Origin of the sequence: Ensifer sp. NPDC090286 (assembly GCF_044769565.1) — a bacterium.
Taxonomy (GTDB): Bacteria; Pseudomonadota; Alphaproteobacteria; order Rhizobiales; family Rhizobiaceae; genus Ensifer.
Genome location: NZ_JBIVYF010000001.1, coordinates 1,088,077 through 1,104,353 on the forward strand (window position 1 = coordinate 1,088,077; position 16,277 = coordinate 1,104,353).

A 16,277-nucleotide genomic window follows, 5' to 3' on the forward strand; every position below is an offset into this window, starting at 1 on the left:
CCCAATGGCCGATCGCCCGGCCCCCGCTAACACATAGGCCGGAACCGGCCCTTGTCCATAACTTGTTGCTACCCGCCTTACGCGCGTCGCTTCAGGATGGCAATGAAGGCGATGCCGCCGACGAGACCGGTGACGACGCCGATCGGCATGTCCTCCGGCGCCATGATGACGCGGGCCGTCAGATCCGCAAGGATCAGCGTCAGCGCCCCGAAGAAGGCCGAAAGCGGAATGACCCTCACGTTGTCGCTGCCGGCCAGGAGCCGCACGAAATGCGGCACCATCAACCCGACGAAACCGATCGCGCCGGAAAAGGCGACCATCACCCCGGTCAGAAGTGCGGTGACGACGAACAGCGTCAGCCGGAAGCGGCGCACGGGAATGCCGAGCGTCATCGCCGTTTCGTCGCCCATGGCGAGCGCATTGATCTCGCGCGCCCGGATCATCAGCCAGGCGAGCGAGACGAAGAGCACCCCGCCGGGATAGACGAGCTGCGACCATTGCGCCAGACCAAGGCCGCCGAGCATCCAGAAGATGACCGTATGGGTCGCCCTCGGATCCCCAAGGAAAATCATGAGGTTGCCGACGGACGTTAAGACGAAGGCGACCGCGACGCCGGCGAGCACCAGCCGGTCGGCGCTGCTGCCGAGCACGCGGGAGACGTAGGCGACCAGCACGGTTGCGAGCAGCGCGCCGGCAAAGGCAAAGAGCGGCACCGTGGCAAGGCCGAGGATCATGCCGGTGTGCAGCAGCGCCACGATCGCGCCGAGCGCGCCACCGGAGGAAACGCCGAGCAGATGCGGATCGGCGAGCGGATTGCGCGTGACCGCCTGCAGCACGGCGCCGGTCAGCCCCAGCCCAGCCCCGACGAGGCTCGCCAACATCACCCGCGGCAGGCGCACGTCCCAGACGATGCTCTCGCGGCCCGCCGACCAGAAGACCTCGACGCTACCGGGCGAGATCTTGCTGGCGATGATCGACCAGACGGTTGCAACCGGGATCTGCGCCGAGCCGAGCGATACGGCGGCCGTCACCGTCAGGAGAAGCAGCAGCAGGCCCGCGGCAAGGCCGAGACCGCTGCGGGCCACCCGTTGAGACGCGGCACGCGAAACCGCAACGGTGTCAGCCGACGTATCCTCAGCCAGCATCGGTTACAGGCCTTCGCCGTGAAAGGTCTTGGCGAGGCGGGCGATGGCGTCGATGTTGCGCGGCCCCGGCGTCGCCTCGACATAGTCGAGCACGACGAAGCGATCGTTCCTGACGGCATCGACATTCTTGAATGCCGCATTGGTCTTCATGAAGGCGATCTTGTCCTCGGCCTTCACCTCGCCGTAGTTGACGACGACCACCACTTCCGGATTGCGCTCGATCACCGGCTCCCAGGAGATCTCCACCCAGCTCTTTTCAACATCGTCCATGATGTTGGCGCCGCCGGCGGCCTCGATCATCGCCGTCGGAATGCCGAAGCGGCCGGACGTGAAGGGCTTTTCCTCGCCTGAATCATAGACGAAGACCCGTGTCGGCTTTGCCTTGCCGGCGTTCGCCTTGGTGATCTCGGCAAGTTGGCGGCGGTAGCCGTCGACCAGCGTCTCGGCGCGATCCTCGACGCCGAAAATGCGGCCGAGATTGAGAAGATCGACGAACATGTCGTCCATCGTCGGCTTTGCCTTGGCCATCACGTGGATGCAGGATTCGGTCAGCTCGTAGACGCCGATCTTGAAGGGCGCCAAGGTTTCGGGCGTGACCTCGCCGCCGACCTTCATGCCGTAGTTCCAGCCGGCAAAGAAGAAGTCGGCATCGGCGTTGAGCAGCACTTCCTTGGTCGGATACTTCTCCGAAAGCTCCGGCAGTTCCTTGACGCCTTCGCGCAGCTTCTCGTCCAGCGTCTTCCAGCCGGAAACGCCGGTATAGCCGACCATGCGATCCTGCAGCCTCAGCGCCAGCATCATCTCCACCAGGTTGACGTCGTTGGCGATCGCGCGCTGCGGCGCCGCGTCGAAGGTCACTTCGCGGTTGCAGCTCTTGACCGTGACCGGATAGGCGAGCGCCGGCGTGGCGGCGGCAAGCACGAAAAGAAGGGAAAACGGGGCAATATTGATCTTCATGAAATAGATCCCTGTCGAGGAAGTGAAAAGGAAAAGCGGGCGCCGCCGGCGGCGGCATTGTGAACGGTGGCAGTGACGCCGAAGGCGGCCGAAAGTTCGCCGGGGCTGAGCACCTCTTCGGGTGTGCCGAAGGCCGTCAGCCGCCCGGCGGTCAGGATCGCGACGTCGGTCGCAAACTCGGCGGCGAGATTGATGTCGTGCAGCGTCGAGACGATCGTCAGCTTCAACGTCTGCAGCAACTCGAGGATTTCGAGCTGGTGACGGATGTCGAGATGGTTGGTCGGCTCGTCGAGGATGATGATGCGCGGCTCCTGCGCCAGCGCACGGGCAATCAGCACCCGCTGCTTCTCACCGCCCGAAAGCGTGGAGAACTGGCGACCGGCAAGATGCGCGAGATCGAGATGCGCCAGCGCATGCTGCACCCGATCGCGGTCGAAATCGCTCCAGCCGCTCAAGCCTTCCCGCCGCGGAATGCGCCCCATCATCACGACGTCGCGCACGCTGAAGGGAAAGTCCCCGGGCATTTCCTGCAGGACGACGGCGATCGTCCTTGCCGCCTCGCGCGCCGAGATCGACCAGAGATCGATGCCATCGACCGAAACACGGCCGGCGTTCGGCTGCACCGCCCGGTAGAGGCAGCGCAGAAGCGAGGTCTTGCCGGCACCGTTCGGCCCCAGGATCGCAAGCCGGCTGCCCGCCGCGATCGAAAAGCCGATGTCCTTGACCAGCGTCAGCCCCGCGCGTGGCCCCCAGTGAAGGCCCTCGACCTTGAGTGCCGCTCCCGTCGCCGTGCAGCTCATGGGTTGATCCCTCCCTGCGCCCTCATTGGAAGTGCCCGCCGAGGTCTTCGGAAACGAGCATCGCTGCGGGGATGCGGGCAAGTGTCTTGCCTTTCAGCCCGCGTGGCCGCTCGGCCGCCCGCGTCATGCCATCGCCACGCTCCGCATAGGTTGTGGCAAAGCGTACGAGATCTTCGATATCCTCTTCCGGCGAGACGTCGCCGAAGAGATAGGTTGCCTTCCCCGTCGCCTGGAAGGCAATGGTGCAGGGCCGCGTGCAGGCCGCCATGCACACCGTGCCGGCAATCGAGAAGTCACGATCGAGCGGCGCGCCAAGCGCGGCAATGCTGCCGTTCAGCCGCTTGATCAGCTCGGCACCGGGCGCGCAGGGGCCACCGGTGAAGCGGCAATCGGTGCAGACCGTTATCTTGTGCTGTCGGAAATTCGGCTCAGCCATTCCTGCCCTCCGCCGGACTGACGGCAAGAGATGGCGAAACGGCAGAAGGACGGATAGCCGTCGTGCGAAAGCCAGTTCTTTTCCATCGGAACACCCCGTCCGTTGTGGTTGATCGGTTCGATGGCAGGTCTCCTGGCTCGCGGGTCGTGGCGCATCCACGTCTTCCCGGCTTATCGCCAGTGACATGGTGTGAATGCGCTTTCCGCTCACAGTTGCGGGGGCAGCCACGGTCTCGGCCCCATCAGGGTCGTCCGTTCCGTGTTCCCTTTTCAGCCGCCTCCGCATTGTCGCGGACGCAGCACCATCACCGCCTTCCTCGCATGAATCGGCAGGGGAGACAACCGCACGGCACAGGCGGGAAGGATCTATCAACATGCGGCGTATCGTCATGCGCAGTTTGTTATTAAATAACATTACATAACGCAAGCCGAAAATTGAGCGCCGGACACGATCCGACGCCCAACAGACGAAATCCGCCTTACGGCCGGCAGGCGGCCGTGCCGCCTCAGAACTCCGGCGGAAAGAGCTCGGCCGTCAGCGTCACCGCCACCGCTGCGTTGCCCGGCAGGTTGCGCACGCCGCAGACGGAGCGGATATGGCCCGCCCTTTCGCCAAAGGCGGCAGCCAGAAACTCGGAGGCGCCGTCGAGCACCTTCGGGTGGTCGAGGAAATCCTCGGTGCAGGCGACATGCCCCTCCAGCCGGACGATCTGGCGAATGCGCTCGAAACGGCCGAGATGTTCGTGGATCTGCGCCAGCGCATTGAGCACCGCCAGCTCGGCCGCCTTGCGCCCCTCGTCGATCGTCACCTCGCGCCCGAGCAGCCCCGTATGGACGAAGCGCCCGTCGAGCAGCGGCCCCTGCATCGAGACATGAAGCATCTCGCCCGCCTCGATCACCGCGCGGTAGGCGCCGAGCGGCTTCGGCGGCGTTGGAAGCTGAACGCCTAGCGCCCCCAGCCTACGGATAACCTCATCCATCATTGCTCCCCCCTCCTCGTCACCTTACGAACCGGCCGCGCTTGCGCAGACGATGCCGCGTTTCATCTCGACCCTCGAAGTTCTGTCGCCCCTATCGCAAGCAGAAAGGCCCACCGTTCCTTGCGCCTCCAGCCGTATGTTCAAGCATAGCCAAGAGAAAGCGCCTCATGCCTCACGTTGCGAGATAACATTACGAATTACAACACCAGAGTTGAAGTGCCGGCGCGACCCGGCCGCGCGCATCCGTGTTTCGATCGCATGCGGGGGACGCATCGCGGCGCCCGCCAAGCGCGCAGCCCAAGTAAAACCGCTGAAATGTAACATACGTTACGCTCACGTAACCCTATGGCGGTTGAGAATTTCGACGACCGAGGCAACAATTGCCGGGATTAAGATTGGGCATCGACACGATCCGGAAACAAGCTCAACTTAGCCGCGCAGATCCCAAAATGAAGTGATGGCAATTCAACTTTCTGAAGGGGACAGCAGTGAATCCCATCGATTTCTTCGTCGACACGCTTCGGACCTATCCGCCCGTCGCCATCTTCCTTGCCCTCGGCATCGGTTTCCTGATCGGCCCCATCAAGGTCGCGGGCTTCAACCTGGGCAATGTCACCGCCACGCTTCTGGCGGGTGTTCTCATCGGGCAGCTGGGCATCCAGGTTTCCGGTGATCTGAAATCAACCCTGTTCCTGATCTTCCTGTTCGCCGTCGGCTATGGCGTCGGCCCGCAATTCGTGCGGGGCCTTAGCACGGACGGACCCAAGCAGATCGCCTTTGCGCTCTCGGTCCTCGTGCTCTGCCTCATCGTTCCCTATCTCTGCGCGCTAATCGCCGGGCTTCCGCTCGGCTACGGCGCCGGCATGTATGCCGGTTCGCAGACGATTTCGGCGGCTATCGGCGTCGCCACGGACCAGATCAACTCGCTGGGGCTCACACCGGAACAGGCCAAGACCTTCTCCGACCAGATCCCGATCGCCTACGCGGTCACCTATATCTGGGGCACGATCGGCTCGGCGATCATCCTCGCCCAACTCGGTCCGAAGCTTCTCGGCATCGACCTGCCGGCGGCCTGCCGGGAATACGAGGCCAAGCTCGGCGGCGGCACATCCAGCAGCGAGCCCGGCATCACCAGCGCCTACCACGATTTCGGTCTTCGGGCCTATCGCGTCGACGAGGCGAGCGGGCTCACCGGAACGCCCGTGAAGGACATCCTTCCCGGCATCCGCGTCTTCGTCGAGCGCCTGCGGCGCGGCAGCCAGATCATCGAGGCCGATGGCAACACCGTGTTGCTGCCGGGTGACGTCGTCGCCTTCTCGGGCCGACGTTCCCTGCTCGTCGAGAATCTCGATTCGAAGCTTGTCGAGGTCGAGGACAAGGAACTTCTGAACGCCGAAGCCGAAGTCCTCGATGTCTACGTCACCAGCAAGGCGCTCGCCGGCAAGACGCTTGCGGAAGTCAGCACGATGGACTGGGCGCGCGGCGTCTATGCCCGCAAGATCATCCGTTCGCTGGTCGAGATCCCGGTCTTGCCCGGGACCACCGTCGAGCGCGGCGACATCGTCACCATCGGCGGGGCCAAGCGGCATGTCGAAGCGGCGATCAAGGCGCTCGGCTTTGCCGATCGACCTGTCGAGACGACAGACATCGCCTTCCTCGGCTGGGGGCTTTTCATCGGTGCAATGGTTGGCGCCCTGACCATTACGATCGGCGGCATCCCGATCGGTCTTTCGACCTCTGGCGGCGCACTGCTGGCCGGTCTCGTGCTCGGCTGGCTGCGCACCACCTACCCGGCCTTCGGGCGGATCCCGTCGCCGGCGCTCTGGCTGATGAACACGCTCGGCCTCAACATCTTCATCGCCGTCGTCGGCATCGGCGCCGGCCCGGGCTTCGTCGCGGGTCTTCAGGAGGTCGGCATATCGCTGTTCATCTGGGGCGTGGTGGCAACCTCGATCCCGATGATCGCCTCGGTGCTCATCGGCCACTACGTCTTCAAGTTCCACCCGGCGATCCTGTTTGGCGCCTGCGCCGGGGTCAGGACGACGACGGCAGCGCTCGGCATGATCCAGGAGGCCGCCAAGAGCAAGGTGCCGGCACTCGGCTACGGCATGCCCTACGCCATCGGCAACACGCTGCTCACCATCTTCGGCCTCGTCATCGTCATCATGCTCGCCTGAGGCGGGCGACAGTCGGGACCATCGATCACAATTCACAGATCACAGGGAGTGTGGATCATGTTGGACAGAAAATTCTACGACAGCATCTCCGATCTCAGCCCGTTCGAAATCAAGGACGAACTGATCAAGCTCGCCAAGACGAGCTCCCAGAAGGCCGCCAAGGCCTTCCTCAATGCCGGCCGCGGCAACCCGAACTGGACGGCGACGCGCGCCCGCGAAGCCTTCTTCCTGCTCGGCCAGTTCGCGCTGACGGAAGCCAAGCGCGCCTATTACGATCCGAAGGCAGGTGTCGCCGGCATGCCGCCGCAGGACGGCGCCCATGCGCGGTTTGAGAAGTGGACGAAGAAGCTGCTTCAAAGCACCGCCGACTGGGACGAAGAGGACGAAGGCGTTCCGCCGGCAAAGACGCTCTCCGACGCCGTCAACTACGCCATCACAACCTTCCGCTTCGATGCCGACGCCTTCGTGCACGAGCTGACGGATTCGATCATCGGCGACAACTACCCGGTGCCCGACCGCGCGCTGCACCACAACGAGATCATCACCCACGAATATCTGATGTGGGCGATGTGCGCCGGTCACCGGCCAAAGGCGCAGTTCGACCTCTATCCGGTCGAAGGTGGCACCGCCGCCATGTGCTACATTTTCAAGGCGCTGAAGAACGCCCGCCTGCTCAACGCCGGCGACACGATCGCGCTCGGCACGCCGATCTTCACGCCTTATCTCGAAATGCCGGAACTGGAGGACTACGACCTCAAGACCATCAATGTCAGCGCCGAGCAGGAGGACCGCTTCCAGTTTACCGACGAAGACATCAAGGCACTCGAAAACCCCAAGGTGAAGGCGCTTTTCCTGGTCAACCCCGGTAACCCGTCCGCCGTTGCGATGGACCCGGATTCGATCAAGCGCCTCGTCGACCTGGTCAACAAGAAGCGCCCCGACCTGATCGTGCTCACCGACGACGTCTACGGCACCTTCGTACCGGGCTTCCAGTCGCTGCTCGGCCATCTGCCGCGCAACACGATCGGCGTCTATTCCTACTCGAAGTATTTCGGCTGCACCGGCTGGCGCCTCGGCGTCATCGCCGTGGCGCAGGACAACATCTTCGACGAGAAGATCAAGGCCCATGGCGAGCCCATCCAGAAGCTCTTGGAAAAGCGCTACAAGGCGATGACGCCGAAGCCGCGCGACGTGAAGTTCATCGACCGCATCGTCGCCGACAGCCGCGACGTGGCGCTCAACCACACCGCCGGCCTGTCGCTGCCGCAACAGGTGATGATGTCGCTCTTCAGCCTGGTCGAGCTGATGGATGTCGACAAGGTCTACCAGAAGGCCTGCATCGCCATATGCACCAAGCGGTTCTGGAACCTGATCGAGGGCATGGGGGTCGATTCCAATCCGGGCATCTATTTCGACCACTATTACGGCATCATCGATTTCGAGTTCTGGCTGCGCAAATATGTCGGCGAAGACGTCGTCGCCTGGGTGAAGGAAAACATCCACCCGCTCGACATCCCCTTCAGGCTTGCCGAGGACCACGGCATCGTGCTCTTGAACGGTTCCGGCTTCGACGCGCCGAGCTGGTCGGCGCGCGTCTCCTTCGCCAACCTCAATGACGATGCCTACTCGCAGATCGGCCGCGCCGTGCGCTCGGTGGCGCGCGGCTACGTCCAGACCTACCAGGCGGCGAAAGGCCTGAAAATCAGCTGACCACCGAGGGCGGCCGGCAAAATGTCGGCCGCCCTCTCCAACACCTGGCCGGCGTTTCCTTCGCCCGGCAAGCATCCCCGCATTTCCGGCTGGCGACCGTCTTCCGCCGGCCCAGCAACCAGCGCATCATCCAGCTGAAGCGGCATCCTTCGGCTTGGCACCGAGAGGAAACGCCGCGTGATCGATCACCTGTTCAGCATTCTGCGCGCGCATCCGGAACTCGCCCTGTTCCTGGCGCTCGGCATCGGCTACGCGGTGGGCAAGATCACCGTCTTCGGGGTCACCATTGGCGCGGTCACCGGCTGCCTGCTCGCCGGCGTGCTGATCGGCCAGACCGGAGCCGAGCTTTCCAACGACGTGAAGCAGGCCTTCTTCCTGCTCTTCCTCTTTGCCATCGGCTACCGCACCGGCCCGCAATTCTTCCAGAGCCTCAACGCCGATGCCCTGCCGCAGATCGCCGTGACCGTAACGCTCTGCGTCGTCGCCCTCGGCGTGGCGATCGTGCTTTCCATGCTCTTCGGCTTCGACCTCGGCACGGCCGCCGGCGTTCTTGCCGGCGGTGCGACGGAATCGGCGACCGTCGGCGTTGCGATCGACACCTTCCGCAAGACGGCACCGACGCCGGAGGCGGCAAGCCAGTTCGAATCCGCCGTGGCGACGGGCTTCGCGGTCGCCTATCTCGTCGGCGTCGTCACCGCCATCCTCGTCCAGTCGCAGCTGGCGCCGCGGATGTTCGGCCGCAGCCTGAAGGACGCCTGCGCCGAGCTCGAAGCGGAGCTCAAGATCGCCCCGCAAAATGGCGGCGATACCGCGCGCCGCGAGATCGAGGCGCGCGCTTTCGTCATTGCCGACGCCCTGGTGGGACTGACTGTTGCCGAAGCGGAAGCCAAGGTCCCCGAAAACCAGAAGGCCTATATCGAGCAGATCCGCCGGGGCGAGGCGATCATCACCCCAGCACCCAAGGAGCGCCTGCAGGCCGGAGACGTCATCGCCGTTGCCGGCCTTCGCGGCTTCCTCGTCGAATATTCCAGCCGGATCGGCACCGAAATCGACGACCGCACCCTTCTCGACATTCCCGTCGAAGTGCTGGACGTGGTGGTGACGAACAAGGATGTCGCCGGAAAACGCCTGTGGCAGCTGCGGCAGCAGCCGGAATCGCGCTCGGTGTTCCTGCGCAGCATTCTGCGCGCCGGCCAGCCGATCCCGATCTTTCCCGGGCTGACGGTGCGCCGCGGCGATGTGATGTCGATTGCCGGCGCCAGGCGCCATGTCGAGGAAGCGGCCACGCTTCTGGGCTATGCCGACCGTGAGACGACGGCGACCGACATGGTTTTCGTCGGCGTCTTCATCTTCCTCGGCGGCCTCGTCGGCATCCCCGCCCTGAAGCTCGGCGCGCTCGAAATCGGCCTCGGCGTCGCAGTCGGCGTGCTGATTGCCGGCCTTTGCGCCGGCTGGCTGCGCTCGGTGCGGCGCACCTTCGGCTTCGTGCCGGAGGCGACGCTCTGGTTCTTCGACAGCGTCGGGCTCTGCGCCTTCATCGCCTGCGTCGGCATCTCCGCCGGCCCGAGCTTCGTTGCCGGCCTCGTCCAGTCCGGCCCGGCACTGGTCATCGCCAGCTTCCTGATCTGCGCGATCTCGCATGTCGCAGCGCTCGCGCTTGGCCGCTGGGTCTTCCGCATGAACGAAGGCGTGCTCGCCGGCACCTGCTGTGGCGCCGGCACCTCGGCACCGGCGCTTGCCGCCGTGCAGGAGGCGGCCGGAAGCAAGGTCCCGACACTCGGCTACGGCCTCGGCTACGCGATCGGCAACGTGCTGCTCGCCCTATGGGGCGCGATCCTTGTTACGGTGCTGGGTTAGGCGCCTGACGCTGCCTACAATGATTGCCGGCCATACCCCATCACCATAGGCTGCGACAGTCTCGCTTGCGCCGAGTGCTGGAGGACTCGACGGGGATGGCAACTCTGCGCCGGACCAGTCATCATCGGCCGCCGTCATGAGACGGGAGCGGATCTGGAAACGCGGAGGTTAGCAGTTGCCCTACGTAAAAATTGAGATCGCAAAAGGGATCGCGACCGTCGATCAGAAGCGCGCCGTTATCCGAAGGATGACAGAAGTTCTTGTCGAAGAGCTGGGCCGCAACCCCGAATACGTATTTGTCGTGATCGATGAAATAGATACCGACAATTGGGGCCGGAAAGGCGTCACACTGACCGACTTGTGGCAAGAGGCCAAGACGGACACACCCTAGACCTCTTTCAGATAATAAGCCTTCTGCGAGGGGTAGTAGTCATCGAATGACGGCAGGGACTTGCCGGCGCGCGCCGCGACCAGCATGTCGAGGTAGTATTCCCAGCCCGGCCCGACGTCTCCCGCGAGTTTCGGGTCGCTCAGCGTCTGCAGCAGCTGCAACTCGGTCTCATCGCCCTTCTGCGTGAATGTCAGCTCGATCCTCCACGCGCCGGCGTCATCCTTCATCACCACGACCAGGCGGTGCGGCGCAGCGCATTCCTCGATCAAGACATCCGTCCATGGCTGGCTTTTCTCATGGAGCAGTTGCAGCCGCACGGTCTTGCCGGGGCCGGCTTCGCCTTCCCAGCGCCCGAACCACAGCGCGGTGCTCTCGGACCTTGTCACGCTCGTCCAGACGTCGTCGATGGGGGCACGAAACGTGCGCGTCAGGATCAGGTCGTTGCCACTGACGTGGCCGGTGGGCTTGGGGCTCATACCGTCTTCTCCCTTTGGTCCTCACGGATAGGCAAGCCTGCGGCGGTACTACCGCGCGTCTACCTGTACACGGTAACCGCTATTTCTGCGAGAGCACGCGTGTGCGCGGCAGCCACACATAACGCAGCGGCCAGACCGGCATCAGCACCGGCTGCTGACAGTTGCCGGGTCGTCATCAGGCAGCCGGCGGGCCGATTTTTCCGCACCCCGGCTAGCGACTACGTGGAGACGGATGTGGCGCAGGGAAAGCTTCGGAGGCCGCCGACCGGCTGTCGTCCCAGGACAATAGCGCGCGACCTGCATCGGTCCAGCGTCCAAATCGCGCGCCGAACTCCGACACCTCCATGTACCCGAATGCCGCAAGCGCCTCGATTGCACTTTCGCCAGCCGACATAGCGTAGCTATCGACCGAACCATCGGAACGCTCCTCAAGATACTGCTGCACCATCAGTGCAAGTGCCTTGAGGGTCAGCATCTGGCGATCTTCCATGGTGTCACTTTCCGAAGGTGAGGACTGCTGCGAACCGCGTACCGAGACCGCCTAACGCAGCGGCCAGACCAGCATCAGGGTCGGGATGCTGACGATCACGATCACCAGCGACAGCGGCAGGCCGAGGCGCGGATAGTCGCTGAACTTGTATCCGCCCGGCCCCATGACCAGCGTGTTGCATTGGTGGCCGATCGGAGTGAGGAAATCGCAGCCGGCACCGATGGCAACCGCCATCAGGAAGGCTTCCGGCTTGTAGCCGAGCGCACCGGCAAAGCTGGCGGCGATCGGCGCCATGACCAGCACGGTCGCGGCATTGTTGAGGAACGGCGTCACCGCCATGGCGGCAAGCAGGATGATCGTCAGCGCGCCGGCCGGCGGCAGACCGGCGGCAACCGTGCCGAGCCACTGCGCTATGACATCGGTCCCCCCGGTCGTGCGCAAGGAATCGCTGACCGGGATCAGCGCCGCCAGCATCACAAGGATCGGCCCATCGACCGAGCGATAGAAGTCGCGCAAGGGGATGATGCGGAAGACGACCATGGCAAGAGCCGCCGCAAAGAAGGCGATCGGCACCGGCACGAGACCGACCGCCGTCGAGCCCATGGCGGCCGCCAGAACCAGAAGCGGAAGCGGCGCCTTGCGGGTGGTGCCGAGCAGGATCTCGCGCTGCGCCAGCGGCAGGCAGCCGAAGTCCTGGAGGAAGTGCGTCAGCTCGCGCCGTGCACCCTGCAGCACGATGATGTCGCCGGCCCTTAGGCGAATGCTGCCGAGCCGCTGCTTCAGCCTCTCGCCCTGGCGGCTGACGGCCAGCAGGTTGATGTTGTGGGTGTTGAACAGCGCCAGGCGCTGCGCCGACATGCCTTCGAGCGGCGAACCGCTGCCGACCACGGCTTCGATCGCCTCGATCTCGTCACCGGCCTTTTCCCGCCCATGCGGCGCGCGGTCGCCGGCAATCTTCAGCTTGCCTTGCGAGACGATGCGATCGAGCGCTCCGGGGCCGCCTTCAAAAAGCAGGATGTCGTCGGCCTCGAGCGTCACGTCGGGCAGCGGCGCCAGATGCAGGCCCCGGCGAAAGATGGCGATGACGACGGCACCGCCGTCGCCGAGCTTCACCAGATTGCTGAGTGCCTTGCCGATCGCCGGTGAACCGGCGGCGACCACCGCCTCGGAGGTATAATCGGTGATCTCGATCGCCGAATGCACGGAAATCTGCTGGCTGGTGCGCTGCGGCACCAGCTTGTAGGCAAACAGCAGAAAGATGCAGCCGACCAGCGCCAGCGTCGCGCCGACGGGTGTGAAATCGAACATCGTGAAGCTCTCGCCGGTCAGTTCCTGGCGCACGCGCGACACGACGATATTCGGCGACGTGCCGACCTGGGTCATGAGCCCGCCGATCAGCGAGCCGAAGGCCATCGGCATCAGGAAGACCGAAGGCTGAACATTCGACCGCCGGGCAAACTGGAAGGCGACCGGCAGCATGATCGCCAGCGCCCCGATGTTCTTGATGAAGGCGGATAGCACCGTCACCGTGATGACCAGCAGGGCGAGCTGTGCGCGGACCGAGGAGATGTTCGGCAGGAACCGCTGGATGGCGGCGTCGACGATGCCCGAGCGCGCCACCCCGGCGCTGACGATCAGGGCGCTGCCGACGATGATGACGATGTCGTCACTGAAACCATCGAAGGCGTGATCGTAGGGCACGATGCCGACGGCGACCGCCAGCATCAGCGCCGAACAGGCGATCACGTCGTATCGAAACCGCCCCCAGATGAAGAAGGCCATCATGGCGCCGATGACGATAAACGCGAGGGACTGATCGGCGGTCATGCAATATCCGGGTTCGGCGAAGGGACTGGGCGGGACGGAACGTGCGGCTGGCAAAGGCCGAAACGCGCGATCCGCCCAGAAGTTCACACAAGACGTAACCCATGTTTCGGCAAATCGGAATTCACCTCAGCGACAAATCTGGGCATGAGTGCGAAGCGCATCGATCGCGCGGCCGCGTCCGAGGGCGAGGTGGACGTCCTGCCGCCTCGCTACTCGATGGTCCTAAATACGGCCGCCTCCAGCGCGGCGAACGCCTCGTCCCGCTTCTTACCCTCCATCAGAAAGGTAACCATCCGCCAGGCGTCTCGCCCACGCAGTGCAATGGTGATCTCCGCGGTGGTGTCCGGTTCCTTGATCGACTTCATCGCCAGGCGCATCGTCCCTTGGCCGTTGATCATCACCGGCGCCCAGTCTGCGCTCGCCTCGTATCCCGCCCTTGCCTGCAGCTCGGCGAGCACCTCGGCATATTGCCGTTCGTCCATTGTTGCCGGGATTTGCTCGTGCCCGAAATAGATGCCGCCGCCTGCCTGGTCCGAGCTGATCGCAAAGAGCATGTTGTCGCGCGAGAGATCCTCAACGACCCAGGCCGCCTCGAACGTCGTCTGCCTGCTGGTCACCGGATTGACGAAGGTCTGCATCGGTGGCGGCGGGGTCAGAGCGGACACCATCCAGGTCGCCGCAGGGTCCATGGCCTTGCCCAATGCGACCGGAATAACCAACGCCACCACGACACCGACGGCAAAGCGCGTCCCCGAAATCCGGCGCCCCTCCACACGGGCCCGTCCCCGGTCATGACCGGCAGGCTCGCCGTGCGCGACACGGCTGTATTGCAGGATGAGCGTGACGAAAACCAGCGGGAAGATATGCAGCGCCAGGCCCTTCAGCCACATCATCAGCTCGCGGGTCAGATGGAACAGCCCTCGGGGCTGCACGTTCAGCTGCACCACACGAACGCCGAAAAGCGCCTTTCCGGGCGACGTGCCGAACAGCGCCATGATGAACGCGCGCAGCACAACGGCGATCGTGGCGCTCGCGAATACTGCCGCCGCAAGGATGGCGATGCGCCACTCCTGATAATAGAGTTGCAGAACTGGCCAGGGAAGAAGAAGAAGGACCGCGAACGTGAGCATGAGGTTCGCCGCATAGAACAGCAGGGCGAGGTCCAGCGACGTTGCCCAGAATCGCGCCCAGGGCCGTGCCAGCGGCAGGCTCGGGATCGGCGGCAACGTTTCGTGCCGCTGTTCGCTCGCCGGCTGCTCCGGCTCGAGCTCCACGATCAGCTCGGGCGCATCGGCGATGCGCCTCCAGTCGCCGCTGCCCGACCGCCAGACCAGCGTGTCAAGCGCCAAAGCGCCCGTCCTGACGAGAGCAAGGAGCTCCGGTTCGTCAATCGGACCCTTTTCCTCGCTGCCGACGGCATAGTGCCAGAGCGTCATTTCTTCCCCCAAGACCTCACGCGCCCGTGCGCGAATAAATTCATGCGCTGCGAACCGGAAAGCCCGTTCGCGCAAGGCGCCCCATTTCAATCGATCGTTTCAAACAGCGCCGTCACGTTTCGCTCCATGTCGAGATCGGCAAGTTTTGCAGCACCGGCGTAAACGACAATTCTCCAGGCCCCTGCTTCGGTTAAAACGAAGGTCAGCTCGATATCCCCCAAGGCATTGCCCACAGACGCGGCCGATGCGCGATAGGCACGCTTTCCGTCGATCGTCAGAGGTCGCCAGGGCGATGTAACGGTGAAGAACTTCTGCAGGTCGGCGTCCCAGAGCTTGGCATATTCTGCAGAGCCGACGGCTACGCCGACGTCGGTGTCGTGTTCGAAGAGCATGGTGACCGACAGGTCCTGCGCCTCAAAATAGGTATTGACGTTTCCGGCGCCTTTGACCGTGTCGGCCTTGAAGGGGCGATCGAAGCGGGCTTCGCCCAGTGTTTCCGGGTTCATCCATCGGGTCGACGCCACGACGTCCAAGTCCTTCTTGGACATAGGGAACTGGTTGAGACCGACCGTAAGCAATACAGCAAGGAGGATCGGTGCCAACAGTGTGGCGACAACGCCGCCGGCAAGCCGCACACCGGAGATCGGCTTGCCCTCGACCCGTGCCTTGCGCTCGTCGTAGCCGGCTGGCTGCCCCTCGGTCACGCGGCGATACTGAAGGATCGCTGTGACGATCGAGGCCGGGACGATGGAAAGCGCGAGCCCGCGCAGCCAGACGGTGAATTCGCGCTCGAGGTGAAAGCCGAGCCGCTTCTGCCCGAGAAGCGGCACGACGCGCACGCCGAAGATCAGCTTGCCGAGCGACGTTCCGAAGGCGGCCGTGATCAGCGCCAGAATGGCGAAGCTCACCAATTGTACGAGAAGAATTAGGGAAAACACCGATGAGAGATCGCCCGCCCCCGCACGCAGCACCAACGGGTTGAGATCGACGATGTCCTCCGGCAGCGCAAACGCCGCTAGGGACAAGACGAATATGGCCGGTATGTAAAGCAGCAGCAGATCGAAGACGCGCGCCAGAAAGCGCGGCCACGGGCGGGCCAGTGGATAGCGAGGCAACGGTGGCGGTGCCGCCTGTGGGGCCGGCATCGGCATCACCCGCCGCACTGCCGCCCCGATCTCCCGCGTTTCGCGTGCCGGGATCCATTCCGCCTGCCCATCCCGCCAGACCAGTACATCCGGTGAAAGCTCGTCTCGCGCGATCATCGCCAGCAGTCTGTTGTCACTGACGGGCCCGTTTCGCTCCGACCCGATCACATAGTGCCACGCTGCCATTTCACCTCCCAAAGCGCGTCCAAACCGCTCGTAACACATTCGAACTTCAGGTTGCACGCAAACCGGCCGCAACTGTGGCGATCACACTTTCCACAACTGGTACAATTCGTGAACATTTGCAAGCATTGCTTGCGGGATTCCGCATGACAGAACTTGGAATTTTCCGTTTAAGCGCTACTCTTTAGAAGAGAGTGCTGGACCGTACCGGTAACGATCGTCCAAGGCGTTTCCGCCTGACGTTTGACGCGGTGTGCGCCTGACATAG

General features: G+C 63.9%; 14 protein-coding genes and 1 riboswitch. Of the genes, 4 read left to right on the top strand and 10 right to left on the bottom strand.

The window, feature by feature from the left end; all coding sequences use genetic code 11:
* Nucleotides 1-77: 77 nt before the first annotated feature.
* The 5 genes from ACIQUG_RS05340 to ACIQUG_RS05360 all read right to left on the bottom strand — a co-directional run bounded on the left by ACIQUG_RS05340 (nucleotide 78) and on the right by ACIQUG_RS05360 (nucleotide 4,320).
* Nucleotides 78-1,145 (bottom strand): FecCD family ABC transporter permease, encoded by a 1,068-nt coding sequence (locus ACIQUG_RS05340; RefSeq protein ID WP_402318210.1) that lies wholly within the window; start codon nucleotides 1,143-1,145, stop codon nucleotides 78-80.
* A gap of 3 nt (nucleotides 1,146-1,148) precedes the next feature.
* On the bottom strand, nucleotides 1,149-2,102 hold the full coding sequence (locus tag ACIQUG_RS05345; protein ID WP_402318213.1) for an ABC transporter substrate-binding protein: 954 nt from the start codon (nucleotides 2,100-2,102) through the stop codon (nucleotides 1,149-1,151).
* A complete protein-coding gene (locus ACIQUG_RS05350) occupies nucleotides 2,099-2,902 on the bottom strand; it encodes an ABC transporter ATP-binding protein (RefSeq protein WP_402318216.1) in 804 nt (267 codons plus the stop codon). Before ACIQUG_RS05350 ends, ACIQUG_RS05345 begins: the two co-directional genes overlap by 4 nt.
* Nucleotides 2,903-2,924: 22 nt before the next feature.
* Entirely contained in the window at nucleotides 2,925-3,338 is a 414-nt protein-coding gene (locus tag ACIQUG_RS05355) for a DUF1636 family protein (RefSeq protein WP_402318219.1), read from the bottom strand.
* Between the two features lie 104 nt (nucleotides 3,339-3,442).
* Nucleotides 3,443-3,659: riboswitch (cobalamin riboswitch) on the bottom strand.
* 184 nt (nucleotides 3,660-3,843) lie between these two features.
* Nucleotides 3,844-4,320 carry a RidA family protein gene (locus tag ACIQUG_RS05360; RefSeq protein WP_402318221.1) on the bottom strand — a complete coding sequence of 159 codons (477 nt, stop codon included), beginning with the start codon at nucleotides 4,318-4,320 and terminating at the stop codon, nucleotides 3,844-3,846.
* Between the two features lie 485 nt (nucleotides 4,321-4,805).
* Between ACIQUG_RS05360 and aspT the strand changes: the two genes are divergently transcribed.
* The 4 genes from aspT (at nucleotide 4,806) to ACIQUG_RS05380 (ending at nucleotide 10,452) form a co-directional block, all read left to right on the top strand.
* Nucleotides 4,806-6,494 carry an aspartate-alanine antiporter gene (aspT, locus tag ACIQUG_RS05365; RefSeq protein WP_402318224.1) on the top strand — a complete coding sequence of 563 codons (1,689 nt, stop codon included), beginning with the start codon at nucleotides 4,806-4,808 and terminating at the stop codon, nucleotides 6,492-6,494.
* A 57-nt stretch (nucleotides 6,495-6,551) separates the two neighbouring features.
* Nucleotides 6,552-8,204 carry a bifunctional aspartate transaminase/aspartate 4-decarboxylase gene (locus ACIQUG_RS05370; protein ID WP_402318227.1) on the top strand — a complete coding sequence of 551 codons (1,653 nt, stop codon included), beginning with the start codon at nucleotides 6,552-6,554 and terminating at the stop codon, nucleotides 8,202-8,204.
* 177 nt (nucleotides 8,205-8,381) lie between these two features.
* Nucleotides 8,382-10,061: an aspartate:alanine exchanger family transporter gene (locus ACIQUG_RS05375; protein WP_402318230.1), complete on the top strand. Its 1,680-nt coding sequence runs from the start codon at nucleotides 8,382-8,384 to the stop codon at nucleotides 10,059-10,061.
* 175 nt (nucleotides 10,062-10,236) lie between these two features.
* The gene (locus ACIQUG_RS05380) at nucleotides 10,237-10,452 is read left to right on the top strand and encodes a 4-oxalocrotonate tautomerase family protein (RefSeq protein ID WP_402318232.1); all 216 of its coding nucleotides are present in this window, start codon (nucleotides 10,237-10,239) and stop codon (nucleotides 10,450-10,452) included.
* On the opposite strand, the gene ACIQUG_RS05385 is transcribed toward ACIQUG_RS05380, so the two are convergent.
* The 5 genes from ACIQUG_RS05385 to ACIQUG_RS05405 all read right to left on the bottom strand — a co-directional run bounded on the left by ACIQUG_RS05385 (nucleotide 10,449) and on the right by ACIQUG_RS05405 (nucleotide 16,012).
* A complete protein-coding gene (locus ACIQUG_RS05385; protein ID WP_402318235.1) occupies nucleotides 10,449-10,928 on the bottom strand; it encodes an SRPBCC family protein in 480 nt (159 codons plus the stop codon). The genes ACIQUG_RS05380 and ACIQUG_RS05385 overlap by 4 nt on opposite strands.
* A gap of 211 nt (nucleotides 10,929-11,139) precedes the next feature.
* Nucleotides 11,140-11,418, bottom strand: coding sequence for a hypothetical protein (locus ACIQUG_RS05390; RefSeq protein WP_402318238.1), 279 nt, complete (start codon nucleotides 11,416-11,418; stop codon nucleotides 11,140-11,142).
* A gap of 51 nt (nucleotides 11,419-11,469) precedes the next feature.
* Nucleotides 11,470-13,245, bottom strand: a complete 1,776-nt coding sequence (locus ACIQUG_RS05395) for an SLC13 family permease (protein ID WP_402318241.1) — start codon at nucleotides 13,243-13,245, stop codon at nucleotides 11,470-11,472.
* Between the two features lie 209 nt (nucleotides 13,246-13,454).
* Nucleotides 13,455-14,681: an RDD family protein gene (locus ACIQUG_RS05400; RefSeq protein WP_402318244.1), complete on the bottom strand. Its 1,227-nt coding sequence runs from the start codon at nucleotides 14,679-14,681 to the stop codon at nucleotides 13,455-13,457.
* Between the two features lie 86 nt (nucleotides 14,682-14,767).
* On the bottom strand, nucleotides 14,768-16,012 hold the full coding sequence (locus ACIQUG_RS05405; protein WP_402318247.1) for an RDD family protein: 1,245 nt from the start codon (nucleotides 16,010-16,012) through the stop codon (nucleotides 14,768-14,770).
* Nucleotides 16,013-16,277 lie beyond the last annotated feature (265 nt).

Bases quoted from the DNA above. Each gene is read 5' to 3' on its own strand.
- ACIQUG_RS05370 (WP_402318227.1), top strand. From the start codon at position 6,552: ATGTTGGACAGAAAATTCTACGACAGCATCTCCGATCTCAGCCCGTTC.
- ACIQUG_RS05360 (WP_402318221.1), bottom strand. From the start codon at position 4,320: ATGATGGATGAGGTTATCCGTAGGCTGGGGGCGCTAGGCGTTCAGCTT.
- ACIQUG_RS05345 (WP_402318213.1), bottom strand. From the start codon at position 2,102: ATGAAGATCAATATTGCCCCGTTTTCCCTTCTTTTCGTGCTTGCCGCC.
- ACIQUG_RS05390 (WP_402318238.1), bottom strand. From the start codon at position 11,418: ATGGAAGATCGCCAGATGCTGACCCTCAAGGCACTTGCACTGATGGTG.
- ACIQUG_RS05400 (WP_402318244.1), bottom strand. From the start codon at position 14,681: ATGACGCTCTGGCACTATGCCGTCGGCAGCGAGGAAAAGGGTCCGATT.
- ACIQUG_RS05395 (WP_402318241.1), bottom strand. From the start codon at position 13,245: ATGACCGCCGATCAGTCCCTCGCGTTTATCGTCATCGGCGCCATGATG.
- ACIQUG_RS05340 (WP_402318210.1), bottom strand. From the start codon at position 1,145: ATGCTGGCTGAGGATACGTCGGCTGACACCGTTGCGGTTTCGCGTGCC.
- ACIQUG_RS05385 (WP_402318235.1), bottom strand. From the start codon at position 10,928: ATGAGCCCCAAGCCCACCGGCCACGTCAGTGGCAACGACCTGATCCTG.
- ACIQUG_RS05350 (WP_402318216.1), bottom strand. From the start codon at position 2,902: ATGAGCTGCACGGCGACGGGAGCGGCACTCAAGGTCGAGGGCCTTCAC.
- ACIQUG_RS05355 (WP_402318219.1), bottom strand. From the start codon at position 3,338: ATGGCTGAGCCGAATTTCCGACAGCACAAGATAACGGTCTGCACCGAT.
- ACIQUG_RS05405 (WP_402318247.1), bottom strand. From the start codon at position 16,012: ATGGCAGCGTGGCACTATGTGATCGGGTCGGAGCGAAACGGGCCCGTC.